At 53.3% G+C, this 25,075-nt stretch carries 25 protein-coding genes and 1 riboswitch; of the genes, 12 read left to right on the forward strand and 13 right to left on the reverse strand.

Translation table 11 applies throughout. The features are described from left to right. The first annotated feature begins 50 nt into the window (after nt 1–50). Nucleotides 51–617 carry a recombinase family protein gene (locus ORD20_RS11685; RefSeq protein WP_173677102.1) on the forward strand — a complete coding sequence of 189 codons (567 nt, stop codon included), beginning with the start codon at nt 51–53 and terminating at the stop codon, nt 615–617. Nucleotides 618–780: 163 nt separating this feature from the next. Here the strand turns inward: ORD20_RS11685 and ORD20_RS11690 are convergent, their stop codons facing one another. After that, entirely contained in the window at nt 781–1,602 is an 822-nt protein-coding gene (locus ORD20_RS11690; protein ID WP_103375892.1) for a hypothetical protein, read from the reverse strand. A gap of 540 nt (nt 1,603–2,142) precedes the next feature. Beyond that, nucleotides 2,143–2,236, forward strand: a riboswitch (cyclic di-GMP riboswitch). A 55-nt stretch (nt 2,237–2,291) separates the two neighbouring features. Between ORD20_RS11690 and ORD20_RS11695 the strand changes: the two genes are divergently transcribed. Next, nucleotides 2,292–2,534: a hypothetical protein gene (locus ORD20_RS11695; protein WP_430626196.1), complete on the forward strand. Its 243-nt coding sequence runs from the start codon at nt 2,292–2,294 to the stop codon at nt 2,532–2,534. Further along, nucleotides 2,531–2,992: a hypothetical protein gene (locus ORD20_RS11700; protein WP_430626197.1), complete on the forward strand. Its 462-nt coding sequence runs from the start codon at nt 2,531–2,533 to the stop codon at nt 2,990–2,992. Before ORD20_RS11695 ends, ORD20_RS11700 begins: the two co-directional genes overlap by 4 nt. A 65-nt stretch (nt 2,993–3,057) precedes the next feature. Here the strand turns inward: ORD20_RS11700 and ORD20_RS11705 are convergent, their stop codons facing one another. Beyond that, nucleotides 3,058–4,002, reverse strand: a complete 945-nt coding sequence (locus tag ORD20_RS11705; RefSeq protein WP_146039061.1) for a hypothetical protein — start codon at nt 4,000–4,002, stop codon at nt 3,058–3,060. Nucleotides 4,003–4,156: 154 nt separating this feature from the next. On the opposite strand from ORD20_RS11705, the gene ORD20_RS11710 reads away from it, so the two are divergent. Continuing rightward, nucleotides 4,157–4,432: a hypothetical protein gene (locus ORD20_RS11710; protein WP_146039060.1), complete on the forward strand. Its 276-nt coding sequence runs from the start codon at nt 4,157–4,159 to the stop codon at nt 4,430–4,432. A gap of 96 nt (nt 4,433–4,528) precedes the next feature. Here ORD20_RS11710 and ORD20_RS11715 read toward each other — a convergent pair whose 3' ends face one another. Next, nucleotides 4,529–5,134, reverse strand: coding sequence for a recombinase family protein (locus ORD20_RS11715; protein WP_103375885.1), 606 nt, complete (start codon nt 5,132–5,134; stop codon nt 4,529–4,531). 203 nt (nt 5,135–5,337) lie between these two features. On the opposite strand from ORD20_RS11715, the gene ORD20_RS11720 reads away from it, so the two are divergent. Both ORD20_RS11720 and ORD20_RS11725 read left to right on the forward strand, forming a co-directional pair. Further along, nucleotides 5,338–7,530: a DUF4158 domain-containing protein gene (locus ORD20_RS11720; RefSeq protein WP_430626198.1), complete on the forward strand. Its 2,193-nt coding sequence runs from the start codon at nt 5,338–5,340 to the stop codon at nt 7,528–7,530. A 21-nt stretch (nt 7,531–7,551) separates the two neighbouring features. Continuing rightward, entirely contained in the window at nt 7,552–8,106 is a 555-nt protein-coding gene (locus ORD20_RS11725; RefSeq protein WP_430626199.1) for a Tn3 family transposase, read from the forward strand. A gap of 850 nt (nt 8,107–8,956) precedes the next feature. Here the strand turns inward: ORD20_RS11725 and ORD20_RS11730 are convergent. Beyond that, nucleotides 8,957–9,250, reverse strand: a complete 294-nt coding sequence (locus tag ORD20_RS11730) for a hypothetical protein (protein WP_430626200.1) — start codon at nt 9,248–9,250, stop codon at nt 8,957–8,959. A 180-nt stretch (nt 9,251–9,430) separates the two neighbouring features. Between ORD20_RS11730 and ORD20_RS11735 the strand changes: the two genes are divergently transcribed. Continuing rightward, nucleotides 9,431–10,027: a hypothetical protein gene (locus ORD20_RS11735; RefSeq protein ID WP_103375882.1), complete on the forward strand. Its 597-nt coding sequence runs from the start codon at nt 9,431–9,433 to the stop codon at nt 10,025–10,027. A gap of 25 nt (nt 10,028–10,052) precedes the next feature. Further along, nucleotides 10,053–11,102, forward strand: a complete 1,050-nt coding sequence (locus tag ORD20_RS11740) for a rhodanese-like domain-containing protein (RefSeq protein ID WP_103375881.1) — start codon at nt 10,053–10,055, stop codon at nt 11,100–11,102. Nucleotides 11,103–11,378: 276 nt separating this feature from the next. Here the strand turns inward: ORD20_RS11740 and ORD20_RS11745 are convergent, their stop codons facing one another. Next, nucleotides 11,379–12,344, reverse strand: coding sequence for a hypothetical protein (locus ORD20_RS11745; protein WP_103375880.1), 966 nt, complete (start codon nt 12,342–12,344; stop codon nt 11,379–11,381). A 196-nt stretch (nt 12,345–12,540) separates the two neighbouring features. Between ORD20_RS11745 and ORD20_RS11750 the strand changes: the two genes are divergently transcribed. Further along, on the forward strand, nt 12,541–12,675 hold the full coding sequence (locus ORD20_RS11750; protein WP_255398145.1) for a hypothetical protein: 135 nt from the start codon (nt 12,541–12,543) through the stop codon (nt 12,673–12,675). A gap of 64 nt (nt 12,676–12,739) precedes the next feature. Here the strand turns inward: ORD20_RS11750 and ORD20_RS11755 are convergent, their stop codons facing one another. Further along, the gene (locus tag ORD20_RS11755) at nt 12,740–13,078 is read right to left on the reverse strand and encodes a DUF4406 domain-containing protein (protein ID WP_207654677.1); all 339 of its coding nucleotides are present in this window, start codon (nt 13,076–13,078) and stop codon (nt 12,740–12,742) included. Between the two features lie 176 nt (nt 13,079–13,254). Here ORD20_RS11755 and ORD20_RS11760 point away from each other — a divergent pair, with 176 nt between their 5' ends. Then, on the forward strand, nt 13,255–14,613 hold the full coding sequence (locus tag ORD20_RS11760) for an ISL3 family transposase (RefSeq protein ID WP_158246299.1): 1,359 nt from the start codon (nt 13,255–13,257) through the stop codon (nt 14,611–14,613). Between the two features lie 91 nt (nt 14,614–14,704). On the opposite strand, the gene ribD is transcribed toward ORD20_RS11760, so the two are convergent. The 3 genes from ribD to ORD20_RS11775 all read right to left on the reverse strand — a co-directional run bounded on the left by ribD (nt 14,705) and on the right by ORD20_RS11775 (nt 20,391). Continuing rightward, a complete protein-coding gene (gene ribD, locus ORD20_RS11765) occupies nt 14,705–15,826 on the reverse strand; it encodes a bifunctional diaminohydroxyphosphoribosylaminopyrimidine deaminase/5-amino-6-(5-phosphoribosylamino)uracil reductase RibD (RefSeq protein WP_430626201.1) in 1,122 nt (373 codons plus the stop codon). Between the two features lie 118 nt (nt 15,827–15,944). Further along, nucleotides 15,945–17,165, reverse strand: a complete 1,221-nt coding sequence (locus ORD20_RS11770) for an MFS transporter (protein WP_103377025.1) — start codon at nt 17,163–17,165, stop codon at nt 15,945–15,947. A 223-nt stretch (nt 17,166–17,388) separates the two neighbouring features. Then, nucleotides 17,389–20,391 carry a Tn3 family transposase gene (locus ORD20_RS11775; RefSeq protein ID WP_430626202.1) on the reverse strand — a complete coding sequence of 1,001 codons (3,003 nt, stop codon included), beginning with the start codon at nt 20,389–20,391 and terminating at the stop codon, nt 17,389–17,391. Nucleotides 20,392–20,530: 139 nt separating this feature from the next. Here ORD20_RS11775 and ORD20_RS11780 point away from each other — a divergent pair, with 139 nt between their 5' ends. After that, nucleotides 20,531–21,121 carry a recombinase family protein gene (locus ORD20_RS11780; RefSeq protein WP_103374496.1) on the forward strand — a complete coding sequence of 197 codons (591 nt, stop codon included), beginning with the start codon at nt 20,531–20,533 and terminating at the stop codon, nt 21,119–21,121. 250 nt (nt 21,122–21,371) lie between these two features. Here the strand turns inward: ORD20_RS11780 and ORD20_RS11785 are convergent, their stop codons facing one another. Beyond that, nucleotides 21,372–21,707 (reverse strand): hypothetical protein, encoded by a 336-nt coding sequence (locus tag ORD20_RS11785; protein ID WP_103374495.1) that lies wholly within the window; start codon nt 21,705–21,707, stop codon nt 21,372–21,374. Beyond that, nucleotides 21,704–22,003, reverse strand: coding sequence for a hypothetical protein (locus ORD20_RS11790; protein ID WP_103374494.1), 300 nt, complete (start codon nt 22,001–22,003; stop codon nt 21,704–21,706). The genes ORD20_RS11785 and ORD20_RS11790 overlap by 4 nt, the downstream gene beginning before the upstream one ends. A gap of 64 nt (nt 22,004–22,067) precedes the next feature. Between ORD20_RS11790 and ORD20_RS11795 the strand changes: the two genes are divergently transcribed. After that, complete coding sequence (locus tag ORD20_RS11795) at nt 22,068–22,493, forward strand: hypothetical protein (protein WP_103374493.1); 426 nt, start codon at nt 22,068–22,070, stop codon at nt 22,491–22,493. Between the two features lie 60 nt (nt 22,494–22,553). Here the strand turns inward: ORD20_RS11795 and cydB are convergent, their stop codons facing one another. Together cydB and ORD20_RS11805 are read right to left on the reverse strand one after the other, a co-directional pair. Further along, complete coding sequence (cydB, locus tag ORD20_RS11800; protein WP_207654611.1) at nt 22,554–23,558, reverse strand: cytochrome d ubiquinol oxidase subunit II; 1,005 nt, start codon at nt 23,556–23,558, stop codon at nt 22,554–22,556. 33 nt (nt 23,559–23,591) lie between these two features. Then, nucleotides 23,592–24,989, reverse strand: coding sequence for a cytochrome ubiquinol oxidase subunit I (locus ORD20_RS11805; protein WP_103374491.1), 1,398 nt, complete (start codon nt 24,987–24,989; stop codon nt 23,592–23,594). Between the last annotated feature and the right edge of the window lie 86 nt (nt 24,990–25,075).

Below are 25,075 nucleotides of genomic sequence, written 5' to 3' on the forward strand. Positions count from 1 at the left end.
AGAATAGACAGGAGACCTGAGTTCTGCAACACTAGAGGGGGAGGGATTTGATGTTCATCGGATACGCCCGCGTGTCGACGGCCGAGCAACCGCTGGCCTTGCAAGAAGATGCGCTGCAACAGGTGGGGTGTGAAAAAATCTTTCGGGATGTGATGTCCGGCAGCACTACCGAGCGCCCCGGTCTCTCCGAGGCCCTGGCCTATGCCCGATCGGGGGATGTTCTGGTTGTCTGGAAACTCGATCGATTGGGGCGGTCCTTGGCGCATCTGATCCAAGTGGTCCAGCAACTGCACACAGCGGATATCGGGTTCCGGAGTCTCCAAGAAAACATGGACACCACGACGTCCGGCGGCCAGCTCATTTTTCACATTTTCGGGGCCCTAGCTGAGTTTGAGCGTGCGCTGATTCGGGAGCGCACGCAAGCGGGGTTAGCGGCCGCACGGGCCCGGGGACGGATAGGGGGTCGGCCTCCGCGCTTGTCCGCCGATCAGATTCGGATGGCGCAGCGACAATTGCAGGATCCCGACCTGACGATGGCGGAGGTGGCCCAGGCCTTTCATGTGTCGCGGACGACACTCTACCGAGCGTTGAAAAGGGCGGAACGGGGAGGATGGTGAAGCCATCCTCCCCATCTCCACCACATATCCCCACGAGTGTTTCCTTATCGTTGAAAAGCCTGCGTCCTGCTATATTCTCTAGATTAAAGTAATCGGTGTCGCTCCGGTCATCGGTAGGATGATGATCAATGCCATCACCACGAGAGATATTACGAACCATTTTTTATTCACTGTATGGTCCTCCCTGATTTATGGTCATCGCGTCAAATAGGTGCCACGAATCCTCCCATGAGATGGTGGGACGTTGACTGAACCTTTGCGCCACGTTCCATGCTACATGATTATGACACGCCGCAAAGTAGGTTGCGGCCGCCTGCCAAAACTCTGTGCTTTCGATGCCGATGGCTGATCGAGTACGAGCACGCATAAGACAGTCTTGGGCGCGATCATACGCATGGAGGTGCGTCCATCGATAGAGGTATTCCGTGAGCAGGGTAATAGGGAGGTCGGATGTAGCGTAGGCGTCTTCCAACCGCTGTAAAAAGTCTCGTTGTTGATCCCATTGGTTGGTGAGGCGTGCCCACACCACCTGATTGTGCCACACCGCGTGGATGAGAGAAGACTCTTCGAGCATCATCGCAATTTGCTCGACCCGATTGAGCGCGGCAAGAGTGCCGTCGAGCTTCTGGTTATAAAACTGGATAGTTGTCCAACCAATGGTAGCCCACGCCTCCACCAAGGCAAAGCCCCGTTGTTGACTTTCCACGCGCGTAAACTCAAATAAGCGTTGCGCTTCGTCCACCTCGCCTAATAACCAGGCGCATGTGCCGCGATTGAGGGCCATGCGCAGTCCCGATTCCGTGTAACTTCCCGTATGATCCTGAGCGAGTCGATAAAAGAGTTCTGCCGTACGTAATTGTCCAAGCTTTTGGTAGGCAGCGCCCAAGATAGCGAGGAGCCAATAATATTGGTCTGACGGTAAAGTCCACTCTGGATGAGCGAGCCACAGCAGGCCAAATTGTACTGCATGGGGTGCCGCCAACAAAATGCGGATTCCCCACGCTATAATTGGGTAATAATGGCTATTAAGGGGGCTGTGTACTAGAATGAGGCTCAGATTGGATCATACGCCCCCTTGCACCGGAGGGAACCCTATGTTACTTCGTAAAGAACTCCACTACGAACGAGCCGTTGTCACACCACGAAAAATTTCCACATGTTGCCGCGATGCGTAACTTTAGGACAAGACGTGCCGTTTCATAAATCAAGAATGCGATCACCGGAAATAATTCCCGATGATCGGTTCTTCACCAAATAGCAGTCCCTGCCAATCGGCCGGAACTTATGTCTTGTTGCGGGGTATCCGTATTCCGTGATTGAAATAGGTTTCCCTTGCCAGTTGTTCGTCCATCGAGGTTCTGTTGAAATGGCGATATCATCGACGGTGTGTTGAAGCACCCGACCGTGTTGATCACTCAGCAAACGGGGTGTGTTTTCATGGTCGCAGTTCGTGCTTTTCGGCTTTGGTCACTCTCACCGTGCTGGCGTAACTTGTCCGTCCCCATCAGCGTTATATCATTACCAACATTTAACAGGGCACACCCGTGCGGAAGCCGGCGTCGCAAAGTCATAGGGTCTTCCGTCCTGAACCGTCGGGACCAGATAGCCTGACCGCCCCTCACGATCATCGCTCTCGGATCGTCGGTGGAGTGCCCTCCCGAAGGAGATGCGAGGATGATCAGGGGCCTGCAATTGCGTGAGCGGATTATCGTCGACCCTCAACAACAAGGGATATGGCGTGCGCATCACTTTGTGCCATTGCCGATACGGACCTATCGGATTTTGGCGTGCTGTTTGGACCATCCACATCAAATTCTTCCCGATTCTCTGCTCCTGCGTGTCGGATGGCCTGAAGATATTCGTACGCCCGCCGATTTATTTCCCCAGATTCACCGCATTCGTCAGGCCATTGAGTGACGATTTATGCGAACTTCATCGGAATCAAGTACAATTTGAATCCGCGACTGATTTTGGCCATGATCACGATGGAATCGAGTGCGGCCGATACCTGTCAAGGAGTGAACGTGATTAGTGCACCGTATTTAGCGACATGGCAAGACGATTGCGACTGCAATTGTGACGATAATTGTTCCGAGTGTCAGTCCGCCATGAATGCACATTACCAAGATAACCCGCTGATGGCCATTGACCACGGGATCGACTTTCTATTTTCCGATAAGTATTCCACTACAGCAGAAGATTACACGAATATTCTCAGTGCCATTAGCGCTTACAATGGTGCGGTCTGCGGAATGGTTAATGGACAAGTCACCAATTATGGGGCCAGTGTAGCCTATTACGCTGACATCTGTTCCACGACTGATGATGATTTACCTCTCGGTTTTGTGGGTTACGCTGGAGCAGGTTTAAGCTAGTCATGGGAAATAGCGGACGACGAACTCGTCGCATTGCGAGGGGTTCGTTGTCCCACTGTTTATGGCTATCTCGTCTTTATTGAAGTTAATACGTGAATAAAAAGAGAGGTGCCCGACTTTGCCGAGAGCATACGGTCGTAGATGGCACCATTGCCCCGAATTTGCTGTGCAAACGGGGTGAAATCATAAACATTAGAACCGTTAGCCCATGCCGCCTGAAATTGTTCCCCGGAGGCCGTGGCAGTAGCCGCTAATAATCCATGAGGAGCCGGGAGAGATGCCGGATTAATGGTTGCCAGCAAGGATTTTGCAACCGTCATATCCGCTGCGCGGCTTCCGTTACTCACTTGAATCGTCCAGTTGCCGACTGTCCATTGGAGAACACCTGACGGATAGAGCCTTGCGGTAATGCTAGAATTCAAAAAAACGGATGTGGAGTGCGTTCCGAGTCGTGTCAATGGGATCCAAGTCGGAGCCGCCTGCGTTTGAAGAGCGCTATAGGCTTGCGTCGCCGAACCATAATGGGACCCTTGGATGGTCGCAATCCATATATGGGAGGAATGGGGGATCTGTGCGCTATTCATCGGCAATGCGGTGGCACTCCTCCAAAATGTCACCTGATACGAATGAGAAGATTCTTGTGTCGTAGCGGTAACAGGCCACGAGGGATGCGAATCGATTGATGGAATATAGGTGGGTAATTCCACCGGCATGGGAAACTGCCTATGGATCACAACAGCAATGGATGTATCTAATGAAGAAGTATCGGTGATAGGGGATTTCGATGCAATCGGTGATGTCGTTGATATCGATGCAGACGGTGTTATCGTAGGGGAAGCACTCGGTGACGCAGAAGGCGTCGTGGTCCTGCCATTCGGTTGCACTGTAGCGGAACTGGGACTATGGTCAGCGCTTGTCGGCGTTCCCGCGAGGTGATTGCTGATCCCACACCCCGCCAACGCGAGCGTTCCCAGTGCTACCCCTATCATGGGGAAAAGGTATTGTCTCATGCGGATGCCTCCCGGCTAGAATGTTGAATGCGATGATGATCGGTCCTATTGAATAACGATGGAGCGAGTCGACCGGTTACGTTCTAAGAAGGAACTGGCGGTCCATCGACAGGTCACCGAGGATCAGAATAGAGAGGAGAGGACACGATGCTGATTGCTGACCTGGTCCATGCTCGGTACCACCACGGGGGCTGTTCTGTTCGTCCATGTGGGCCTCTTTTTGACACGCCGCCTGTTCCCCCATGCACCGACAACCATGATCGCGCTGGTTACCGCCGAAGTCATCGTCTGGGGATACGGGGGTTTGACTTCAGGGTGGTCGCTAACGAGCATGCTGTTGTGGACGAGTAACGGTCTTATTGTGACGGCGATCACTCTGGGGAGGTTAACCGCCATCCAATCGGTGGTGTCTCGTGGCATTTTACATTGAACTAAATCCCCAGTATCATTGGAACCGCAAGGTCCCATATTGACGGTGGTAATGGCACATCCTCATAGTAGGTGCCCATCCCCTCGAAAACAGCCATCAAAGGTTCGCTTCGTATTCTTTGACCCTTCTGTAAAAGGTATTGCTTTTCATCCCCACTCTTTTCATGGCTTCTACCGCCGTAATTTTATTTTGTTTCCACTCGGGATAGACGGATTTAAAGGTCTCGTCAATCTCGAACTTCTTCCTCCCAAATTTGACCCCATTCTGAACGGCTACTCGAATCCCTTCTTCTTGCCTTTCCCGTATCCTCTTGCGCTCATCTTCGGCCATATAGCTTAATAATTGCAGAATTAGATCCGAGATCAAGGTTTCAATACCGTTCAGATTTTTATATTTCATGGTATCAAGAAGAGGCATATCTAAAACGGTAATGTCAATTTTTTTGACTGTGATCAGTTCCTGCCACTCGTCCAAAATCATTTGTTTATTACGTCCCAATCGATCGAGGGACTTAATATATAAAACATCTCCACTCCGCAGCATCCGTTTCATCAATTGGTACTCCGGTCTTTGAAAATCCTTACCGCTGGCCTTGTCTACGAATATGTACTCGTCCTCAATGCGCATCTCTCTGGCGGCAGAAAGTTGTCTTTCTAAAGACTGGTCCTGACTACTGACTCTGGCATAAAAAAAGGTTCTCATGGAATATCCTCCACCTTTCGGCAATAAATGGAGAATCTAAAAATAAACATTGCTATTATATTTGTATTTCAAAACATATACAATATCTCTGACATGTTTCAAAGTCAATTATGTTATATTTATGACATGGAAAAACCACGACAAATAGGCTCTTTCGAAAAGTATACTTTTTGAAAGAGTTTATGATGAGGAAAGGGAAAACTATGGCGGTTGAAAAAACCGGGACCCAACAAAAACGGTTAAACATTCTGGGAGACGATGAATTCACAGCGATTTTTGGTAGACCACACTTTACCTATGAAGACCGTTGTCATTATTTTTTACTCTCCCAACCCGAAAAGGAATTGCTACAAAGGTTGCGCTCTGTCCATTCCCAGGCTTATTTTGTCTTGCAGCTAGGCTATTTTAAAGCCAAACATCAATTTTTCGTATTGGACCTTCAGGATGTTGCGGAGGATTTTCAGTACGTTTTAAAGGAACACTTCAACAATAGTGAACTCACTGACTTTCGTCCAATTGATAAGTTTACCCGATTGAGACAACAGCAGATGATTCTTGAATTATTTAGTTACCGCAGTTGTGGTACAGAAGAAAGGGAACAGATGAGAAAAAAGGCTCGTCAAGCGGTAACCGTTTCCGTCAAGCCGATTTTTATCTTTCGTGAAATCATGGATTTTTTGTCCGAACAATGCATCGTCGTCCCGGGATACAGTTTTATGCAAGAGACGGTTGGCCAGGCAATCACCTTTGAACAGAACCGCTTAATCGCCATGATGCAGGACCACCTAAAACAGTCTCATATCGATGCCTTGAAGGCACTGCTAAAGGATTCCCAAGGACTGTATGAAGTGACGCAACTTAAGCGTGAACCTAAGGATTTTAGTCTGAAGGAAATCCAGCGTGAGATGGACCGAGGTCAGCAAATCCAGCCTTTATACCAACTGGCCCAGGAATTATTGTCCACGTTGGGAATTTCGAATGAAAGCATTAAATACTTTGCCTCCTTGGTCGATTATTACTCTGTCTATAAACTCAAGAGGCTTGATGAATGGATGGTTTACGTTTATTTATTATGCTTTGTTTATTATCGCTATCAGCGAATGAATGACAATCTGATTAGTACCTTCATTTACAACGTCAGGCGGTACATAGAAGAAGCCAAATCCGCAGCCAAGGACCAAGTATATGAACGTTACGCAGAAAATCACCAAGACATGAAAAGGGTGGGCGAGGTACTTAAACTATTTATTGACGACAGCATTGCCTCGAACACCCCTTTTCGTGATATTCAGGAGAAGGCCTTTTCCATTTTGGAACGTCCGAAGCTGGCCACTGTGGCGGACCAAATTGTCATCAATGCAAAATGGGATGAATCGGCTTTTCAATGGGAGCACATTGATCAATTAGCTCGTCAGTTCAAACGACATTTACGCCCTTTAATTCGCATGATTGATCTCACAGCCCCTTCGGGGCATGATTCGCTGATGGAGGCCATTTATTTTATAACACGGTCTTTTCGTCAAAATAAATCATTGGGGCCGTATGCCTCCGATTTACCCCATCAGTTTCTACCAAATAACGTAAAGCGTTACATCTATCAACAAGATTCCGATGGACAAAAAACCTTATCGGTGGATCGTTATGAATTCTTCATTTACCGCCTTTTACGTAATCGTTTGGAAGCGGGAGATGTTTTTTGCCGTGACAGTATCCGATTTCGTAGTTTTGAGGATGACCTGATCGAGGACGAACAGTGGCAACAAAAAGAAAAATTGATGGCCGATGTCGGTCTGACGACCGTCAGCCAACCCATCCGCGATCATTTAGCGGAACTGGAACAGAGACTGGAAGCCCGAATTACCGAAGTGAACCACCGTATTGCATCCGGCGACAATGAACAGGTACAAATTAAAAATCGCGGCGTACATAACCGTTGGACGCTTCCGTATACTCGAGACACTGATTCCATCAACCACTCCTTTTTCGATACATTAAAATCCGTTGATGTGGGGAGTGTGTTGCATTACGTGAATCAACGCTGTCAATTTATTGAATCGTTCGACCATATCTTAGGGCGGTATGCGAAACAGACCAAGGAAGAACAGGTTCTGATCGCTGGCCTGATTGCTTGGGGAACCAATATGGGGCTGGGGAGAATGGGCGAAATCTCGGATATTGGTTATCCCTTGCTTGTGGCCACATCCGATAATTTTATTCGCTTAGAGACGTTAAAAGAGGCCAACGATCGCGTCAGTAACGCGACCAGCCAACTGTCGATCTTTCACCATTTTGATATCCACGAAGTCATTCATTCCAGCAGTGATGGGCAGAAATTCGAGACGGGAATTCATACGATTCGCCCGTTCGAAAAATCAATACCCAATCCATTCCGGTGATTATGGAAGAATGGCCATTACGTGTTTGAAAATATCCAGCGAATCATTTTGTCCCTGGCCCTGAAAACTACAACGCAGAGCATTATCACCGGGAAACTCAGTGCTTACGCCCGTAAAAACAAAACCAAGCGCGCGTTGTGGGAGTATGATAACATCATCAAAAGTTTGTATTTTCTGGATTACATTGATTCTCAACCGCTACGTCGCAATGTGCAGCGAGCCCTGAATCGGGGCGAGAGTTATCATAAACTATGCCGAGCGGTGTCCTATGCCAACTTTGGGAAACTTCGTTTTAAAACCGAACAACACCAACAAATATGGGGCGAGTGCAGTCGTCTCATCGCCAATTGCATCATTTATTACAATGCCAGTATTTTATCAAACATGTTGGATTACAGGCAAAAGCACAGTCAAGATTCCGATGCGTTGAAGCGAATTTCTCCTGTTGCGTGGCAGCATATTAATCTCTACGGTCGATACGAATTTAATCACGATCCAGAGCCCGTTGACATGGAGGCTATCATTCACGAACTGGTTCAATTAGAAGTTATACCGGAACAAGTTACCCACGTCTAATCTCTTATTCCCCCTTTTCGAGGGGATGGGCAAAAACACCCTATTACAGCAGATGCTGTAATACGCAACGGGCCTCAGAAAACACTTACCGGATTATCAACGCCGCTATTGCATAAAAATAATGCGATATACAAATGCAATCCCAAAGGTCCTGTCGGGGATCCCGATAATGCAACTGGAGTCTATCACAAAGTATGTTTGGACGCATGGTGACTTACGGACATCACAACCTATCATTCTGGATGGCGGGGGTTTGGGCTTTTATTCTTGGGTGGTAAAGTGCGGTAGCGGTTTCCTGTCTTATTCCAACCGCGACACGTGCGGTGGAGAAGTGGTCAAACATAGCGAGCATGGTGTCACGGCTCGCTATGTTTGAAGACCGGCAAACGGCCTGCGTTAGGCAAGATTTACTGCAGGGGGAAAACTGAAGAGCGTCTGTCCCGTCGCGTCCGTTGACTATAGCATCCGCCGCACCGTCGGGGATGCATATGGCCTAATAGAGATGTATAACACGTGTGGCGCTCCACATGTGTCTAGTTTTCGGACACCACAATATGTCCTCGGGACCAAACATACGAGGGATTAGTGTCAAAGCGTTCGAAAAAAATCCGGGAGCCAAGAAAAGACGCTTGGATCCCGGTTGAGTCGCTTGCTGGATGCCAACGGTTTTTTTAATAATCCCAACTAGCAAGATCTGAATAGTAAGGACTTTCACAAGTTGTGGGACTGATTGTAAGGCTCGGGGACCCATAGGTGACGCCTAAGCTGTATGATACGCCACTTGTCGTGTGAAAATAGGTCTCCTGAAGGTTGCCAATGTTTTCATCATTGGGCACTTGGGATGATTCGATCACGGTGTAGATGCACCCGCTGTGGAGGTCACGACACCGCCGTGGGCGACAATATGTCGGACTTTCGGTCCCAGTAATGCGGTCATTGCGGGGGTCATTTCAATGCCTGCGGGGTTGGTCTCTGAAAAAAAGGTACGGGTAGCGGTTGGACTATTGCTCTCTTGAATGGTTGTATTCCCGCCAGCCTGCGGAATGGCCGCCACTTGGCCGAGGCTTGCAGCCATGGCGGACGAGGGCACCATTCCGAGGCCGAGAGAGATCGCGGCGCCTAATACCATGGTGGTTTTCATCATCCTGCCTCCTTATTCGTTTGGCGAGTCAGCGTAATGGTGGCAAATAATACGGGGGCTGACGAGCAAAACCGATGTGACACAGGGTAACATCAGTTTCAGGGCCGGTCCCGTTCCGTTTGCAGGCCCGGAGAGATATGATCATGGTGTCTACGCGATATGGCGACACAGAGGATGGGATCCATGAGAAAAAGCGTGATCGGGAGCCTTGCGATCGGGGCAATGGTGGCCGGATGGCTGGGATTGGAGGGCATCGGCCTGTTTCTGCCCTCCGCGGGGACGCCGCTACTGACGATTGGTAATGCCGTGGCGCTCGCGCAAAAACCCTCACCGTGGACGGTTGAGGAGGAAACGGCGACCGCGGGGCCATGGCGGGGGATGCTTCAAATGCGGTATAAGCCGGTTCCATCCCACGGCCACCATACGTCGTCGTTCCCGCACTTTGATGTCGTCTGGGCCGAACAGCTGCAGTATCACGGGCTGTTTCCTCCCGTGTTGCTTCAGTGGCCGGACCGGATGTCGTGGCCCAAAGGGATCGGGGGCGGGGGTCAAGGCGGCCTCATCTCGCCTATGCGCCTTCACCTTGGGACGTTTGTGTATGCGAACTACCTAACAAATGATCCCGATATGCGCATCTCTCTAGCCCAACTCCACACCGCATTTGATACGGCGACATTTGACATGAGGTGGCGCGGCTTCGCGGCATTTCCGCCGACGCGGCTCTGGTCGGTCGGCCCTGTCCATACCCGCATTCTCGTGTTCAAAACCTCGCTCCCGTAAATGGCGAGAGTCTGGAGGATGCCGAATGAAGAAATGGAAGAAATGGTGGATGGTGTCGAGCCTCATTGCCGCGGTGGTCGGCATTGGAGGGGTCATACGACTCAGCGCGTCCTTGAGATTCCCCCCCAATCCCTACGGGTTGTCTATCGCCGAAAAAAGGACGATAGCCCGGTACTTTGCCGTTGCTGCCGCCCATCACGATTATGAAGTGACGGCGGCGCAACTGGCCACTTGGATCAACAGGCCATACAACCGCCCGGTTTTAATTGATGTGCGCCAACCTTTTGGCCCCGATGGATATTCCCGTGGGCACATTGCAGGAAGCCATAATATTCCATTGCAAGATATGGGGCAAGAATTGCTTACCCAAAAACCTCGGACTATCACGATGATGAGTGCGTTGGGAATCGCGCACATTCATCTGTTTCCCTTGCCTAAACACCGACCCGTTGTGGTGTTTTGTTATGATGGCGATGGCGGCGAAATGACGCCCGCCCTCTTACGGTTATTAGGGTACAACGCGTACAGTCTCCGGTGGGGCACGTCGGCATGGAACCGCCTACTCGATACGTGGCCCACCGCCTCAGAGGTGTCACCATTGCCTCTCGTCACATCATCGATAGCGCCCCCACGAAATGTGGCGCCGCCGTCTGGTAATGATCGCGTGCCGTTCAGGCTCGCGCGCCCCTTCGCCACCTTTTGGACCCGGTTAAATCAGAAATACCCCGAAGGTTATGGACGCCCTTGGACCATTGGGCCGAATACACTGCTCAATTTATTATCCACCAGCCATGCTCCAATGATAGTCGATCTGAGGAGTCCGCAGGCGTTTAACCGTGGGCACATTCCGGGCAGCGTGAATATTCCCTTTCGCTTACTCGGAGCCAATCTCACCAAGATTCCTTATCGCAAGGAGGTTGTCTTGGTCTCAGGGACCTTGCAAAAAGCCGCCCAAGCCACCGCCATTTTGCGGATCTTGGGATATAACGCCTTTGTCCTGAAGCAGGGGCTCGCTGACTGGGCCCCACAATTTGTGCCGCATTTGGGTAACGTGGAATATCCTATTGTAAAATAGAGCGCGACGACAAAAGCATGCGGCGAGCCGTGTTCATTCGATTAGGGGCCCGCCAATAAACCCGTGGATTTACCCAGAGAGAACCCCCTTTATGTGGTTAATATGACGCTGACGATCCCGCATATCGAGGAGTTTCTTGAGATAGCGTGATCGGGTTTACGCAACGATTTTTTGATTTATGACGCAGATGGCGTGACATGTGTCTGCCGAGATCTGGCACCGTGTTAATCAGGCGGCAGGAAACTTACTGTGCCGATCCGACCACAAGTATTAAAATTACGGGTTAAGTTTAAATGGCCTCAATTTCGTTGTCTTAGAGGCCGCGTAGCGAACGCGTTTCAATATGAAAGCGCGTATTGGAACCCAAAGCTCAGGGCTTTCGCGACTAATCTCTTGAACGTCTCGTGTTATCTTATCAATTGTTGCCAGCCAATGCCGCTTGTTCGGATGTTTTAATAGCAAAAGCGTGAAAAAAACCAGAGGGCCCACCATAATAACCAGTTGATAGCCGACCAGACGAAAGGTAGTTTGGTTTAGCGTTAAGGATTGCGACAGTCTGCGCGCGGCGCGTAAGAGCTGAAGCCATTCTCTGCGCGCTCTTAGCCAATCACTGTCAGATGTGGCATAGGCTTGCTCCATCATGGTATTCAGCGGAAAGTCGTAGCGAAGAAAGTGCATTGCCTTTTTTATTAGGTTACGGGGGAGACGCTGCATGGGCTGATCAGCTACAGCCCGATCAATCATACTGTCGATCACCCCAAGGTCAGGATGGTCGGCGAGAAATAAATGAAACAGCGCCTCCATATCATCCGCCAAGATAGTGTTGGTGCCCGCCATTCTTACGGCGTAGCGACTGAGCCAATCCGCCTGGTCATCCCGAGAAGAAGAAGGACCCAATTGTTCGTTCATTTCCTTGCGCATCACGGCCAGGGAATCAAAGAATTCTCGGGTCGATAGCATAGCACTTTTGGCTTGGGCCACGGGCACATCAAACCCCAGTAGCCACAATAATATCATCGGAAAGCGCGCGTCATGGAAGCCCTTCATCGCGGGTACAATGGCTTCGATGCGTTCTAGCGTATCATGTGACCACTCAAAACGGACGCCATGGCCCCGTCCCCGTCCTCGGCGGACGGGCTGGGCGATAAGGCCCCGTTGCGCCCAATCGGTGAGAGTGCGCCGATGAAGAACAATCCCCCGTTGCTGAGCTAATGTGATGAGTGTATCGGTATCGTATACCATAGCTTATTTTACAACATATTCACGGTCTGTAAGGCATGTCGAACCCTTGTCTCGCGGAATGGGCACCAGGATCTGCGAACTTACAACTTACATTGGTGAGGCCCTGTATCCCATACCCGTGTTGTTATGCTAAGTAGGCGAGGAGCACTTCGACTCCTCGGCAAAACATTTGAACAGAAAGGAGAAGTGGTGTCCAATGCAGCAAGAAAAAACTGAACACATTGTCGGCGCGGCACTCGGTGCGGCGATTGGGACCGCAATAGGGGGTCCCATCGGTGCTGTCGTGGGGACAATTGTCGGCCACGTAATTGTAACGGCATTACATTCGTGATCTAAAGAGCCCGTCTTTGCACCGAAGTACGGGCTCTATTTATATGCAATTTGCCAAAGGGATATCAGTCGTATTCCAATTCTTGTGCGCTACGGGCATCGTGGCGCATTTGCAACCAATGGCGCAGGGCATGCACAGGGAGCCCCTGTTGGCGGGCCCGTTGCACCTCAATCCGGGCACCGCGCGATCGCTCCCAGCCTGGCAACGTAATAACACCTTCCGCCGTCTCTAAAGCCGCTAAGTCTATGGCCATGGCCTCCTCCCATGAAATGCCGGGCGGACAGAGCTCGGCCGGATTCAAGACCTCATGGCCCGCCGCCCGAATCCGCGCGGCCGCCGCATGAAAAGCGGCCCGGTTGAAATCGGGCAAACCCGTCATCGGCCCACTGAGATACCACCTCATGGCGTCTCCTCCTTCGGGGAATGGGGTATGCGGAGTTTGTGGTGGATTTCGGATAATTGAGTCGAAGTAACATGCCGTACTAAAAACGGGGTTTGTAATGGATCGTTGGTGATTGTCATGGTAAATTAAAAACGGATTGTATGATGGATGGATGCAATGACGAATCTGGAGGCTTCATGGATGATCGTATGGCGGAACCCGTGCCGAACCTGCTCAACTTGCCCGACTACCGCATCATCGCGGTGGATGAAACCGATGACGCCTACCATATTGCCGCCGAGACTCTGGTAGCCCCGAGGATGTGTTCCCATTGTGACGGCACGGCCATCGTGGGTTATGGCCGTCGTGAGCAATGGATTCGGGATCTGCCAATGCACGGGAAGCGCGTGGGTCTCTATTTTCAAACGCGCCGCTTTCGCTGTAAAGCGTGTGGGAAGACCTTTTACGAGGATTTGCCCCGCGTGGATACCCAGCGGTTTATGACGGAACGGTTAGTCGCCTGGATCGGACCGGCGGCCATCCGACGGCCCTTTGCCCACGTGGCGCAGGAGGTGGGTGTCTCCGAACGGACGGTCCGCGATATTTTCCACGATCATGTGACCGCCTTAGAAGCGCACCGTCAGGTCGAGACTCCGCAATGGCTGGGTCTCGATGAAATCCATCTCATCCGTCCTCGGGGCGTGGTGACCAACGTCCAAGAATGTACGCTGGTCGATTTGCTGGTGAACCGCAACAAGGAGACCGTGACGGCGTACCTCATGCGATTGCCGCATCGACAGCGCGTGCAACGGGTGACGATGGACATGTGGCGCCCCTACCAGGAGGCCGTCCAGGCGGCCCTCCCGCAGGCCACCGTGGTTATTGACAAGTTCCATGTGCTCAAGATGGCCAATGCCGCCGTGGAGCGGGTGCGCAAGCAACTCCGGGAGGCGCTGACGCCGGCCCAGCGCCGGGGACTCATGCACGATCGATTCGTCCTCCTCAAACGGGAGGCCGACCTGACCGACCGGGAAGCCTTGCGCCTCTCCACGTGGGTCAAAAACTATCCGGTTTTGGGCGAGATCCATCGCTTGAAGGAATCATTCTTCGGGCTCTATGATTGCGGCAGTGCCGCCGAGGCTCGATCCTATTATCAGACGTGGGAGCAGTCACTCACGCCCGACCAACGCGCCGCCTTTGCGGAGTTGCTGACCGCTTGGCGGCACTGGGATACGCATATCGTGGCGTACTTTGATCACCCGGTGACGAACGCGTATACCGAGAGTCTTAATAATCTCATCCGCGCGACGGATCGTCTGGGGCGCGGCTATAGCTTCGCGGCCTTGCGCGCGAAGATGCTCTGGGCCGAAGGGGTCACCAAAACGCGTCGGCGCCCGCTAGCACGGCAAAGTCCGTTACGGGAGCAATTACCGCCTATCGGTAATGCCCAATTCGCACGGCCCACCATCATGGGGCCCGACGAATCGACGGTTCCGGTCGATGTCGGGGTTGATATGGTGGCATTGTGTCGGCGAATGGTGATGGGACAACTGTAAGGGGGCCAAGAACGAAGACGCTCGGTCCGGCCATATAAGGCCCATTCAAACGGTTGCTACAAAACCAATAAGCAACCACGGTACTCCCAGATTAACCGAGTGCCCGTGGGTCCTCAACAGGCCGCGCCACGATCAACATGTCACGATCTAGAGGGGTGATTTTGTGAATTCGGAACAGCGGAGCTTGGGACAGATGAAACCCTAACCCTCCGACGGCCCCCGGTCCATTACCGCCCAAGACTATTGGACTTATCACGGTTTGCCACTCATCAACGACACCGATTGTAATAAAGCCTGCGTGCACCGTGGGGCCGCCCTCAACCATGAGCGACTGAATCCCATGATCCGCCAAGTCTCGGATCACCGCCGGCAGATCAATGCGATTGTTCAGAGTGGGTACTGTGATCACTCGGACGTCGCGGTTAGTCATGGCTTCGCGCCACTCCTCAGTGCTCTTATCTGAAGTGTAAATCCATGTAGGGTCGGAGGATGACTGATTGCACACGCGGCTTGTCGGCGGCGTGCGACCGTGTGTGTCCAAGATAACCCGAAGCGGGTCGGGGCGGTCAGACGCCCCTCGGAACGTGAGCTGAGGATTGTCTGCGATGATTGTTGCTACACCGACAAGGATTGCATCCGAATCGCCGCGGAGATCATGGACGTAAGACAAGGCCTTCGGACCACTGATATATTGGGATTCTCCAAACGAAGAGGCCACCTTGCCATCTAACGATTGGGCGGTCTTTAACATCACCCACGGCCGATGCTTCGTCATCCAAGTGAGATACGGCCGATTCAGCTCTGCGGCGTCGTCCTGAGCTTCGTCATCATAAATCACGTCGATCCCGGCCTGTCGCAGACGGGCGGTTCCTCGTCCGGATACCTGAGGATTAGGGTCCGAAAGGGCTACATGGACTTTAGAAATTCCGGCTTCGATAATGGCCTTCGTACACGGAGGGGTGCGACCAAAATGGTTGCAAGGCTCCAGGGTGACATAGAGGGTGCTGCCGGCGACCGCAGGACCCGCAGCGTGAATGGCCATGACCTCCGCGTGAGCCGTTCCGGGCCCGTTGTGCCATCCCCGTGCAATGATCTTATCGCCCTTCACTAGCACGGCTCCGACACGTGGATTGGGCGACACGCGGGCGGACGTTTGGCGTGCGGCATTGAGAGCTTCCTGCATAAATTTGCGTCTGCTAGATAGGTTAGTCATATTCCCTTTGTCCTCTCCAATGTGAATGAGCCTCGTGTAAGTTTGGTTCCTCTGACCTCTGCCTTCCAGGCCAATTTGGTAGCTTGCCGTACCTTTCCATTTGGCTTCGAGGACAGGGCTATTCTAATTTATGGCTCGAAACACGGATGGGATTCGGGCGCCGGGTTAAAGACGCGAAGGGTATTGTGGCCACAGCGGCCAAGACGATTAAAGCCGTGTTGGCTCCCCAAATCGTCGTAATGAATCCCATCACGAGCGGAGAAATGATGGCGACGGCCCCTGTGGCTGTCCGAAAGGTCGAGCTGGCTCGACCGAGCAATTCGATAGGCACATGGTTTTGCAAAAGCAAGTTTCTTGCCACAGACGCTCCCAAGTATCCAACGGCACCGAGAAATAATCCCGCAGGCACCGCAGGCCAGGCAGGGAACAGCATGAAAAGAAGTCCTAGAACATTAAATGCAACCATGTACAGCAGAAACGAGGTGGTCGATAGCCGCTTAAGCCGGACAGGCAATTGGGTTCCGATAAACGAACCGATGCCTTCGACAACAAAAACGCCACTCACAATCGCGCTACCCACGCCAAACGTATGTCTCAGAATAAACTCGGCCAAGGGGAGGATCGCGGCGTTGGCCATGCGCAACGACATCAAGCTTAATAACAGATTTTTTGTGAAGCCGTGACGTGTGAGTTCGTGGAACCCCTCGCGGGTTTGGTTCCACCATGATGACCGTGCGCGTGCGATGCCCTTCAAGGCATGGGAACGAGTGGGTACCCGCGTCCACGGAAGTAACGCGATGGGGGCTAGGAACGATAAGCAGTTGATCCACAGCAGTGCCTGGTACCCCGACGTAGCAAGAGCGGTAGCTCCAGCCAAGGGCCCAATAATCGTGGTGACCGTGTAGGCGGCCGTCAGGCCTGCGCTTGCCTGGTCTTTAGACTCCCCGAACATCATCGGAATAATAACGGTTTGCACTGACTGTAAGGAATTCATGCCCAGTCCAAGGAGGAACACAATAACGTAAATAATATAGGTCGTGAGATCGTGTTGCCAGTAAAGAATAGGGAGCGCAGCGCCAAGTGCGGCCTGATAAAGAAGAGAGACGATCAGGAGGAATCGCGGGCTTAGGCCATCCGCCAACGTGCCGATAAAGGGTTGGAAGAGCATTGAGCAGCCTTCGCAGGCTACGGTTAACCCCATCGATAAACTTGACTGGGTAAGATGATAGACGAGAAGTGGCAAGGCGATGGCATACATCGAGTTCCCAACGTTGTTTATGGAGTTACCAGTCGCGTAAATGGCAAAGCGGGAGGTCATCCAACGACTCGACGACTTCATAACTTTAGCGCTCCTTCTCTTTGTTGCTATAAGTAAACGGTCCGCACTTTTTGGGGGATGCCATTCTCGGTTCGGTAAGCACTTAAATATCCGCCCCGCCCACCGACCAACAGGATTGGGACGCCGTCCTCCCCACGAAAGCTTGCCAGGCCCTTCGGGAAGTCACGAAAGTCCTCTAATAAGTGGGGTTCGGGTAGTAACGGAACGATAAATGCAGTAGGCACTACCGCCGGGTGAGCCGCATCAACGGCCGCAGTCGCCCTTGAGCCACCGATTCGGGCACCTGAAACGAGTATTGGCCCAACATGGTGATGTGGTCATGGCTTAAGGGTGATAACCGACCGAGGTCCTCCTGGTCGATAGAGACGCCATCCTCCCGCAAGGCATCGACGGCCACCCCCATGTACCGCGTATTCCAAAGGACCATCGCATTCACCACCAACCCCAACGCATTCAATTGGTCTTCCTGGCCTTCCCGATACGCTTGGTGCAGTTCCCCCCGTTTGCCGTAAAAGGCGGCGCGGGCGAGACTATGCCGCGCTTCCCCGCGATTAAGTTGCGTCAGAATCCGCCGCCGATAGCCCGCGTCATCCAGGTAGGCCAAGAGATAGCGCGTCTTGTAGATCCGGCCGAGCTCTCCAATGGCCCGCCCCAACACCGTGGGTCGTCCGCCGCGGTGCAGGGTTTGGATGAGGGCTGTGGCATTCACCGCGCCCCACTTCAAAGAGCCAGCCACCCGGAGCATGTCCTCCCAATGGCGCTGAATCAGATCCCACCGGATGCGAGCATGCGCGAGATCGTTCAGCACGCCATAGTCGCCGTCCGCCGCGATGCGCCAAAAGCGCGCTTCCCCGACATCCGCCAAGCGGGGGCTGAATTGATAGCCTAACAGGCCAAACAGGCCAAAAATAATGTCACTATATCCCGCCGTGTCGGTCATGATTTCGTGCGGATGCAGACTGCTGGTTTGTTCGAGGAGTCCCTCCAGCACCACCAGCGAATCCCGCAGGGTGCCCGGCACGACTAATGCATGAAAGCCGCTAAATTGGTCGCTCACGAAGTTGTAATAGGTCACGCCCCGTCCCATGCCAAAGTACTTGGGATTGCTCCCCGCGTGTAGGGTGCGGACCGGCACCACAAAGCGCATGCCGTCGGCGGAGGCCACGTCGCCGGAACCCCAGGACTGGGCCAGCGGCAGCTGCCCATGGTAGTCGACGAGGGTGGCGTTGGCGGCCGCCAACGTCTCCGCCCGGATATAGTTTTGCGCGACCCAGGCCAGCCGATCACGGGCCAGGGCGGGGACGGCGGGATTGACCACGGGCTCCCACCCGATGTTACAGGCTTGCGTTAACAGCACGGCACAGATACTCAGAGCCAAATCCTGAATGCGGTCGCCCCCTTCACTCACATGGGTAAACGCGTCCGCAAATCCGGTCCACTGATGGACTTCTAACAGCAACTCGGGTAACGCGACGGCAGGCAACAAAGCATCGACCCGAGGTCGCAGTGTGCGCAGCGCGGCGGATTCCTCCAAGCGGTCGAGTGGCGTAAGCACCACCCGGGGCCGAATCGCCCCGGATTCGAGCCGGACGGCCGGATTGTCCGCCCAGTGGGCTGCCGTTTGGCGATAGGCGGCATCGAGTGCCTGAGCTAATGGGGTGAGCGCCTCGGCGGGATCGACGGCCCAGCCTAAGGTCCGCAGCATATGCGGTTTGGCGGCGTCCCAGGCCGGACCGTGCAAGAGTTGCGCCCGCGGATCGCCGTAACGGACACTGCCCGGGTTATACAGGTCATGACGCCGGAGGGCGTCCCAGACGGCTTGGACTGTCCATACGGTATAGGCTGCGGGGTGGATCCGCCCCGTCTCATCGCAGACCACCGCCCGCCATGCGGCCGTCAGGCCCGTCGTCGGGGCAGTCTGCCATCGGCTCCGAGTCTCTCCCCAATGCGCGCGGACAAAATTCCAGCGTTCCAACACGGCTTGGCTGGTCGGCGTGGCTTCCCAGATCAGATGCTCCCGCCACCAGGCCATGACGGGTCGAAACAGGGGATACAGAGTCTCCACCGCCTGCTGTTCGTCTGACGCGGCCGCGCTCTGCGTGACCTGGGCAATGGTGGCCACGGCGGCTTGCAACGTTGCCTTGGGAATGGTGGCCCAGATCGCATCCCGGATCCGGGCATCCGGCGTGTCCTCTTGCAGGAGGATGGTACAGGCGTCTCGGCAGATTTTGGCGGCCGCATCCAAATCGCGGAGGGTCCGCAAGCGGCTTTGCGCTTGCTGGCGTGTCGCGCGGCTCCAATGCTCACTCAAAAACCGATCGAAAAGCTCGAAAAAATCATCCTGGGCCGTCTGGTGAAACACGGTAGCAAAGGCCACTAAAGTCGCCACGCGCCGTTCCGGCGTTAGCCGCTCCACGGTCTGGGCGCGCGCGGTGGCGGCGAATCGGGCCAAGGCCTGAAGCCGGGCGGTGGGCAAGAGGTGCAGATCCCATCGGCCCGGGTCCACAGTTTGCAGGAGGTCTAGACGCTCCGCCGCCTGGCGAAAGCCGGTGCGTGATATCCGGGTCGGGGGATGGCGCAACTGATCCAAGGGCGTGGGGCGCCCGGGGTCGATGGCCTGAACCCAGGATTCCAATTGGTTCCGTTGAGATTCATCCGGTACCGCGGCCAAGCGCCGCCACAAGCGGAGTTGAGCTCGATCGCGTACCTGGGCCACCAGACGGGTCAGGGTGGTCACCCCGGGCAAGAGAATTTTCCGATCGAGTAAATAGGCGGTGGTCTGGTCGAAGAGGAGACTCGGACGCTCCGCCGCCGTCCACGCGCGGGTGTAGAGCCAGCGCGTCAGGCGCCAATGCTGGGGTTGGGCGTCAAACGAGGCATAGTGGTAGTGGGCGATGATGCGCCGTTGATGGTCCCAATGGACCCGGGTCTGAACGTAAGCGCGGAGGTTGGGCGTGGCGGCCAGACCGAGTTGTGCGGCGAGATAATCGCCGATGTTGGCCGGGATGTTCTCGGGATCGTCGACAAAGGTCCCGAGAAAACGCACGGTGCCAAGTTGCACGGCACAACCCCACTGGGTCTCCGCCTGCCGGAGCGGGCGCAAAAATACGCGATCCGCATCATCCAAAAAAAAATATTGGGCCAGTTGGGACGTCGACGGTTCCCCCGCATACCGCCCGTATTGAGCAGATTGCTCTGCGGTCAGAAAATTGACGGGCACCGCCATCCTCCTCTCGAAACGAGGTGCGCCGGCGTCTCACATGGGTAGACTCACCTGAGATACCGAACACGCTGTGTGTTGTCGCCGTTTGTAGTGTATCATATGCTTGTCTCATTAATCATCGCGCGAGGAGGGCCCCCAGACCATGATTTACGGCTATGCGCGCGTCAGTTCCACCACCCAAAGTTTGGCGACCCAGGTTCACCAGCTCACTGCCTACGGGTGTGACCCCATCTATCAGGAAAAGATCTCGGGACGTTCCCTGCGCCATCGGGACCAATTCGCGGCTCTCCTTCATCGTCTCCAGGACGGTGACGTGCTGGTGGTCACCAAACTGGATCGATTTGCCCGAAGCACGCAGGATGCGCTGAATACCATCGCGACCCTTACGGAGAAAGGGGTGGCCCTGGTCGTGCTCAACATGGGCGGGGATATGGTCGACACGGCCACCGCCATCGGTAAGCTCTTGATGACGGTGTTGGCCGGCATTGCGGAATTTGAGGCCGATCTCATTCGAGAGCGCCAGCGGGAAGGCATTGCCGCGGCCAAAGTCCGCGGGGTCTACCAGGGACGGCCGCACACGTATACCCGGCATCATAAAGGGGCGACCCATGCCCTCGAACTGTTCGGAGCGCGGGACACCAATCATCTGACCGTCAACGATATTTGCGCCATGACGCAGGTGAGCCGGGCCACCTTGTATCGTTTGGCACGCCAGGCCGAGCGCCCCGAATAGATCATGATCAGAGGTTCAGCGACCTTCGCGAATCCCCGGCGGGGGAGTTCCCGCAAACGAAAACTGCAATAGCCACTAAAGATAGGTCTAAAACTACCCCAATCTCTCAGAAAACAGCCCTTCCACTCCCGCTGGGAGCGCTGTTGCACGAAAATAGTCGCCTGACAACTGAGATGACATTTTGAAGAACGTCGCACGGTGTAAGGCTTTCAACTTCTATTGCACTTAACTCCGGATATGCAGACCCCCGTTAGGAACGCAAACGGGAAAGCCGCTCATTCATCCGGCGGCTGAATTCGCGTTGGGCCATTTCAGAATCGTCATCGTCTTCGGAGGCCGGGGGTATCTGATGATCGTCCAAATACCGCAAGAGCAATCCCCGGTTGCGCAGGCCGACGCGTACGGCCGCGTCTCCACTGGTCATGGGGGTTCGGGCATAGAGGAAAGCGCCGACTTTCACACGAAGTGCATCCAGCCCTTTCTGTTGTACGAGCGCTACCGCCTCCGAACGCGAGAGATCTCCCATGGCACATAGTTCAGCAATGACGCGCTCATCTGCTATAGATTGACGATTCATAGCTATCACACACTCCCTCCTCGCGCACGGATATCCGCAGCAGCCGCATTCATAAATAACTTCGGGGTGCGTCCAAGGGCCGCCAACCGATTGAAGGTATCTGCCGTCTCTGTAATTGAGAGTATACCCCGATCATGTAAATACACAAGAAATTCGGGAACGCTTATCGCGATGAGTCCTGGTTGCTGGTTCGCGAATTCATGCGTGCGCCGTTCGTTGATTAACACGGTCATGGGGTTTCCTGAGGAAGCCGCCAGTGTATCGAAGCCCGTAATATGATTGTGGTCGGCATGTATTTTAGCCATAAAACCGCCGAAACGGCAAAACTGCGTTAAGATCGAACAAGAGGAAAGGCAAGGAGGTGGGCTGATGGCCCGGTATCAGGTAAGCAGTCGGTGGTTGACAGTGCTTCGGCTGATTGACGGTTTATATTTCTTTTGGCGGGGAATTTTTAAGCTCTATACCCCGACCAGCGTATGGCTTGTTCCGCGCGTGACGGCCGCTTTGCCGACAACACCCTTGGCCCCTATTATCCGCACCTATATTTTTCCCCACGTGGCCACATTCGGCTTGACGGTTGGGATTATTGAATTGGTGTGTGGTGGTCTCTTAGTGCTAGCCCGGGGCGGACGCATTCCTCCCATTATATTGGCCGTGTTGAATGGTATCTTCTTTTTAACGTTAGGGTTTAAAGAGCCTCACGATATGGAACTCAACTTATTAATGGGCACCATGAATGTGATGTTTGCCAGTACCATTGTTGTTCACCGCAAGCACCGTGAGAAAGCGGCTTAGAATGGGCTCTTATGATGAAGAGGGACCCAAGGCAAACCTGGGTCCCTCTGTGCGGCAGGGTTAGTATTCCAAGTGTTGTTCGGGCGTAATGCGCTTGCGGAAGACCCAGTAGGTCCACGCTTGATACGCTAAGACAATAGGCACCATGGTTAACGCAACAATGGTCATGACATGCAGCGTGTACGGATTGGCCGCGGCTGACGTTACGGTCAAGTCATAGCGGGCACCTAAAGTCGACACCATGACATGAGGGAACAGTCCCAAAAAGAATGCGGCTGTACTCAGCGCAATCATAACGGATTGCCACAAAAATGCCGTGCCTTGTTTTTTGTCTACGACGAGGCGGGCGACAAGCAGACTAATCCAGCCTAAAAGACTGATGGTGAAATACCAAGGACGATGGCCTAAGGCGGGCATGCGCATTGTCCATACCATGAAGACAGCTGCTAACACTAACGCTGTGGTTAATAACGGTTTGGCAACGCGAACGGCTGCATCGCGTAACGGGCCAGCCGTTTTCAGCGCAAGGAAGGTAGCGCCTTGGGCGAGAAACAAGGTGAGACTCAACAATCCTGCCCATACGGTATACGGACGTAGAAGGCTAAAAAATCCCCCAACGTCGTTCATTTGGGCGTTAATGGGCACGCCTTCGAGAAAATTGGCAAACGCCACGCCCCATAGCAACGCAGGCAAGAAGCTGCCTACGGTCATGATAATGTCCCAACGCTTGCGCCACGCGGGGCTTTGGTCTTTGCTGCGGTACTCAATAGCAACGCCCCGGAAAATGAGGCCGACCAGCATGAGCACAAGTGCGAGATAAAATCCACTGAATAAGGTTGCATACCAGAACGGGAACGCCGCAAATAGGGCACCACCTGCGGTCACCAACCAGACTTCGTTGCCGGACCACAAGGGTCCGATGGTATTCAGCGCCATGCGCCGTTCGGTATCATTATGACTAATGAAGGAATATAGCATCCCGACGCCGTAATCAAATCCTTCAAGGATGAAATATCCGGTAAACAACACAGCAATGAGGATAAACCATATTGTCGGTAACATAATAGACTCCCTCCTGTTTGTATCCGCTGATGGCACTTACGACCCAATAAACATCATCGGAGACGTGCTCTCCACACTTTGAGCATTGTCTGTGGGGTCGATGCCGATAATCGTATACTTGCGGAACAAGTAGATTGCGGAGACGGCCATGAATCCATAGACCACGGCAAAGGTAATCAGGGATACGACAATGTCACTTTCTGACACGCTGCTGGGGGAGGAGACACCGTTGGCGGTGCGTAGTAGGCCGTAGACGACCCATGGTTGTCGTCCCACCTCGGTCATAATCCATCCGGCGGTATTGGCCAGGTAGGGAAGAATGAGACTCCATTCCAGCACTTTCAAAAACCAGCGCTTGTTGGTAAAGCGTGAGTGGCGCAGTAAATAGACCGCATACGCTGCGAAGACAAGCATCAAGGTTCCAGCAAAAATCATGGTGCGGAAGGCATAATACGTCGGGGCAACGGGCGGGATATAATTACCGGGCCCATATTTTTTGACGTATTCGGCTTGCACTTGGTGAATGCCTTGAACAGAGCCACTGAGCCGTTTGTAGGCTAATATGGTCAGCATATCGGGAATTTTAATGTTGAATTCGTCCTTTTGGGCTTTGGTGTTGACCACACTAATCACGCTCCACGGGGCGTGGACGGAACTGGTATTCCACAAAGCCTCGGCCGCTGCAAGCTTCATGGGCTGTGATTTGACGAGGTGACTGGCTTGCATATCGCCTACGACAATCACCAGAACGGCCGAAATGAGACCAACAATGGAGGCCACGCGGAACGATTTTTTAAAGCTCTCAACGTGTTGGCCTCTTAAGAGATGAAAGGCACTAATGGCTAACATGAAGAACGAGGCGCTCAAGTAAGCGGCTAAAATCGTATGCGGGAATTCAACCCAAAGCTGGGGATTGGTCAATAACGCCCCAAAGCTGTCCATTTGAGCATGGCCATTGACAATTTGATAGCCCACGGGTTCTTGCATAAACGAGTTGGCGGTCAGAATCCAAAAACCTGAAATCATGGTGCCTGCGGCCACTAACCAAATCGATAGTAGGTGCAACTTTTTGGATATGCGGTCCCACCCAAAATTCCAGACGCCAATAAACGTCGACTCCATAAAAAAGGCTAATAACGCTTCGACGGCCAGTGGCGCCCCAAAGATATCACCAACAAACCGTGAATAGTTCGCCCAGTCTAGACCAAATTGAAATTCTTGAAGCAGACCTGTCACCACACCGACGGCAAAGTTGATGAGGAATAAACGCCCCCAGAATTGTAGAAGGGGCCGGTAGTCTTCGTTGCCCGTTCGTACGTAAATACTTTCCAGAATGGCAATGAGAAATGCCAGGCCAATAGTGATTGGCACAAATAAAAAGTGATACACGGTCGTTACGCCAAACTGCAGGCGCGCAAACCCCAATTGGTCCATCACACACCCTCCTCGAAATAACAGCCTATGCATGGCCGGTATCCTTAGCATAAAAAGTCATGGGGGAGCGAGGAATGGACGTTTGT

The organism is Sulfobacillus thermotolerans (assembly GCF_039623705.1).
In the GTDB taxonomy this organism is placed as follows: domain Bacteria; phylum Bacillota; class Sulfobacillia; order Sulfobacillales; family Sulfobacillaceae; genus Sulfobacillus; species Sulfobacillus thermotolerans.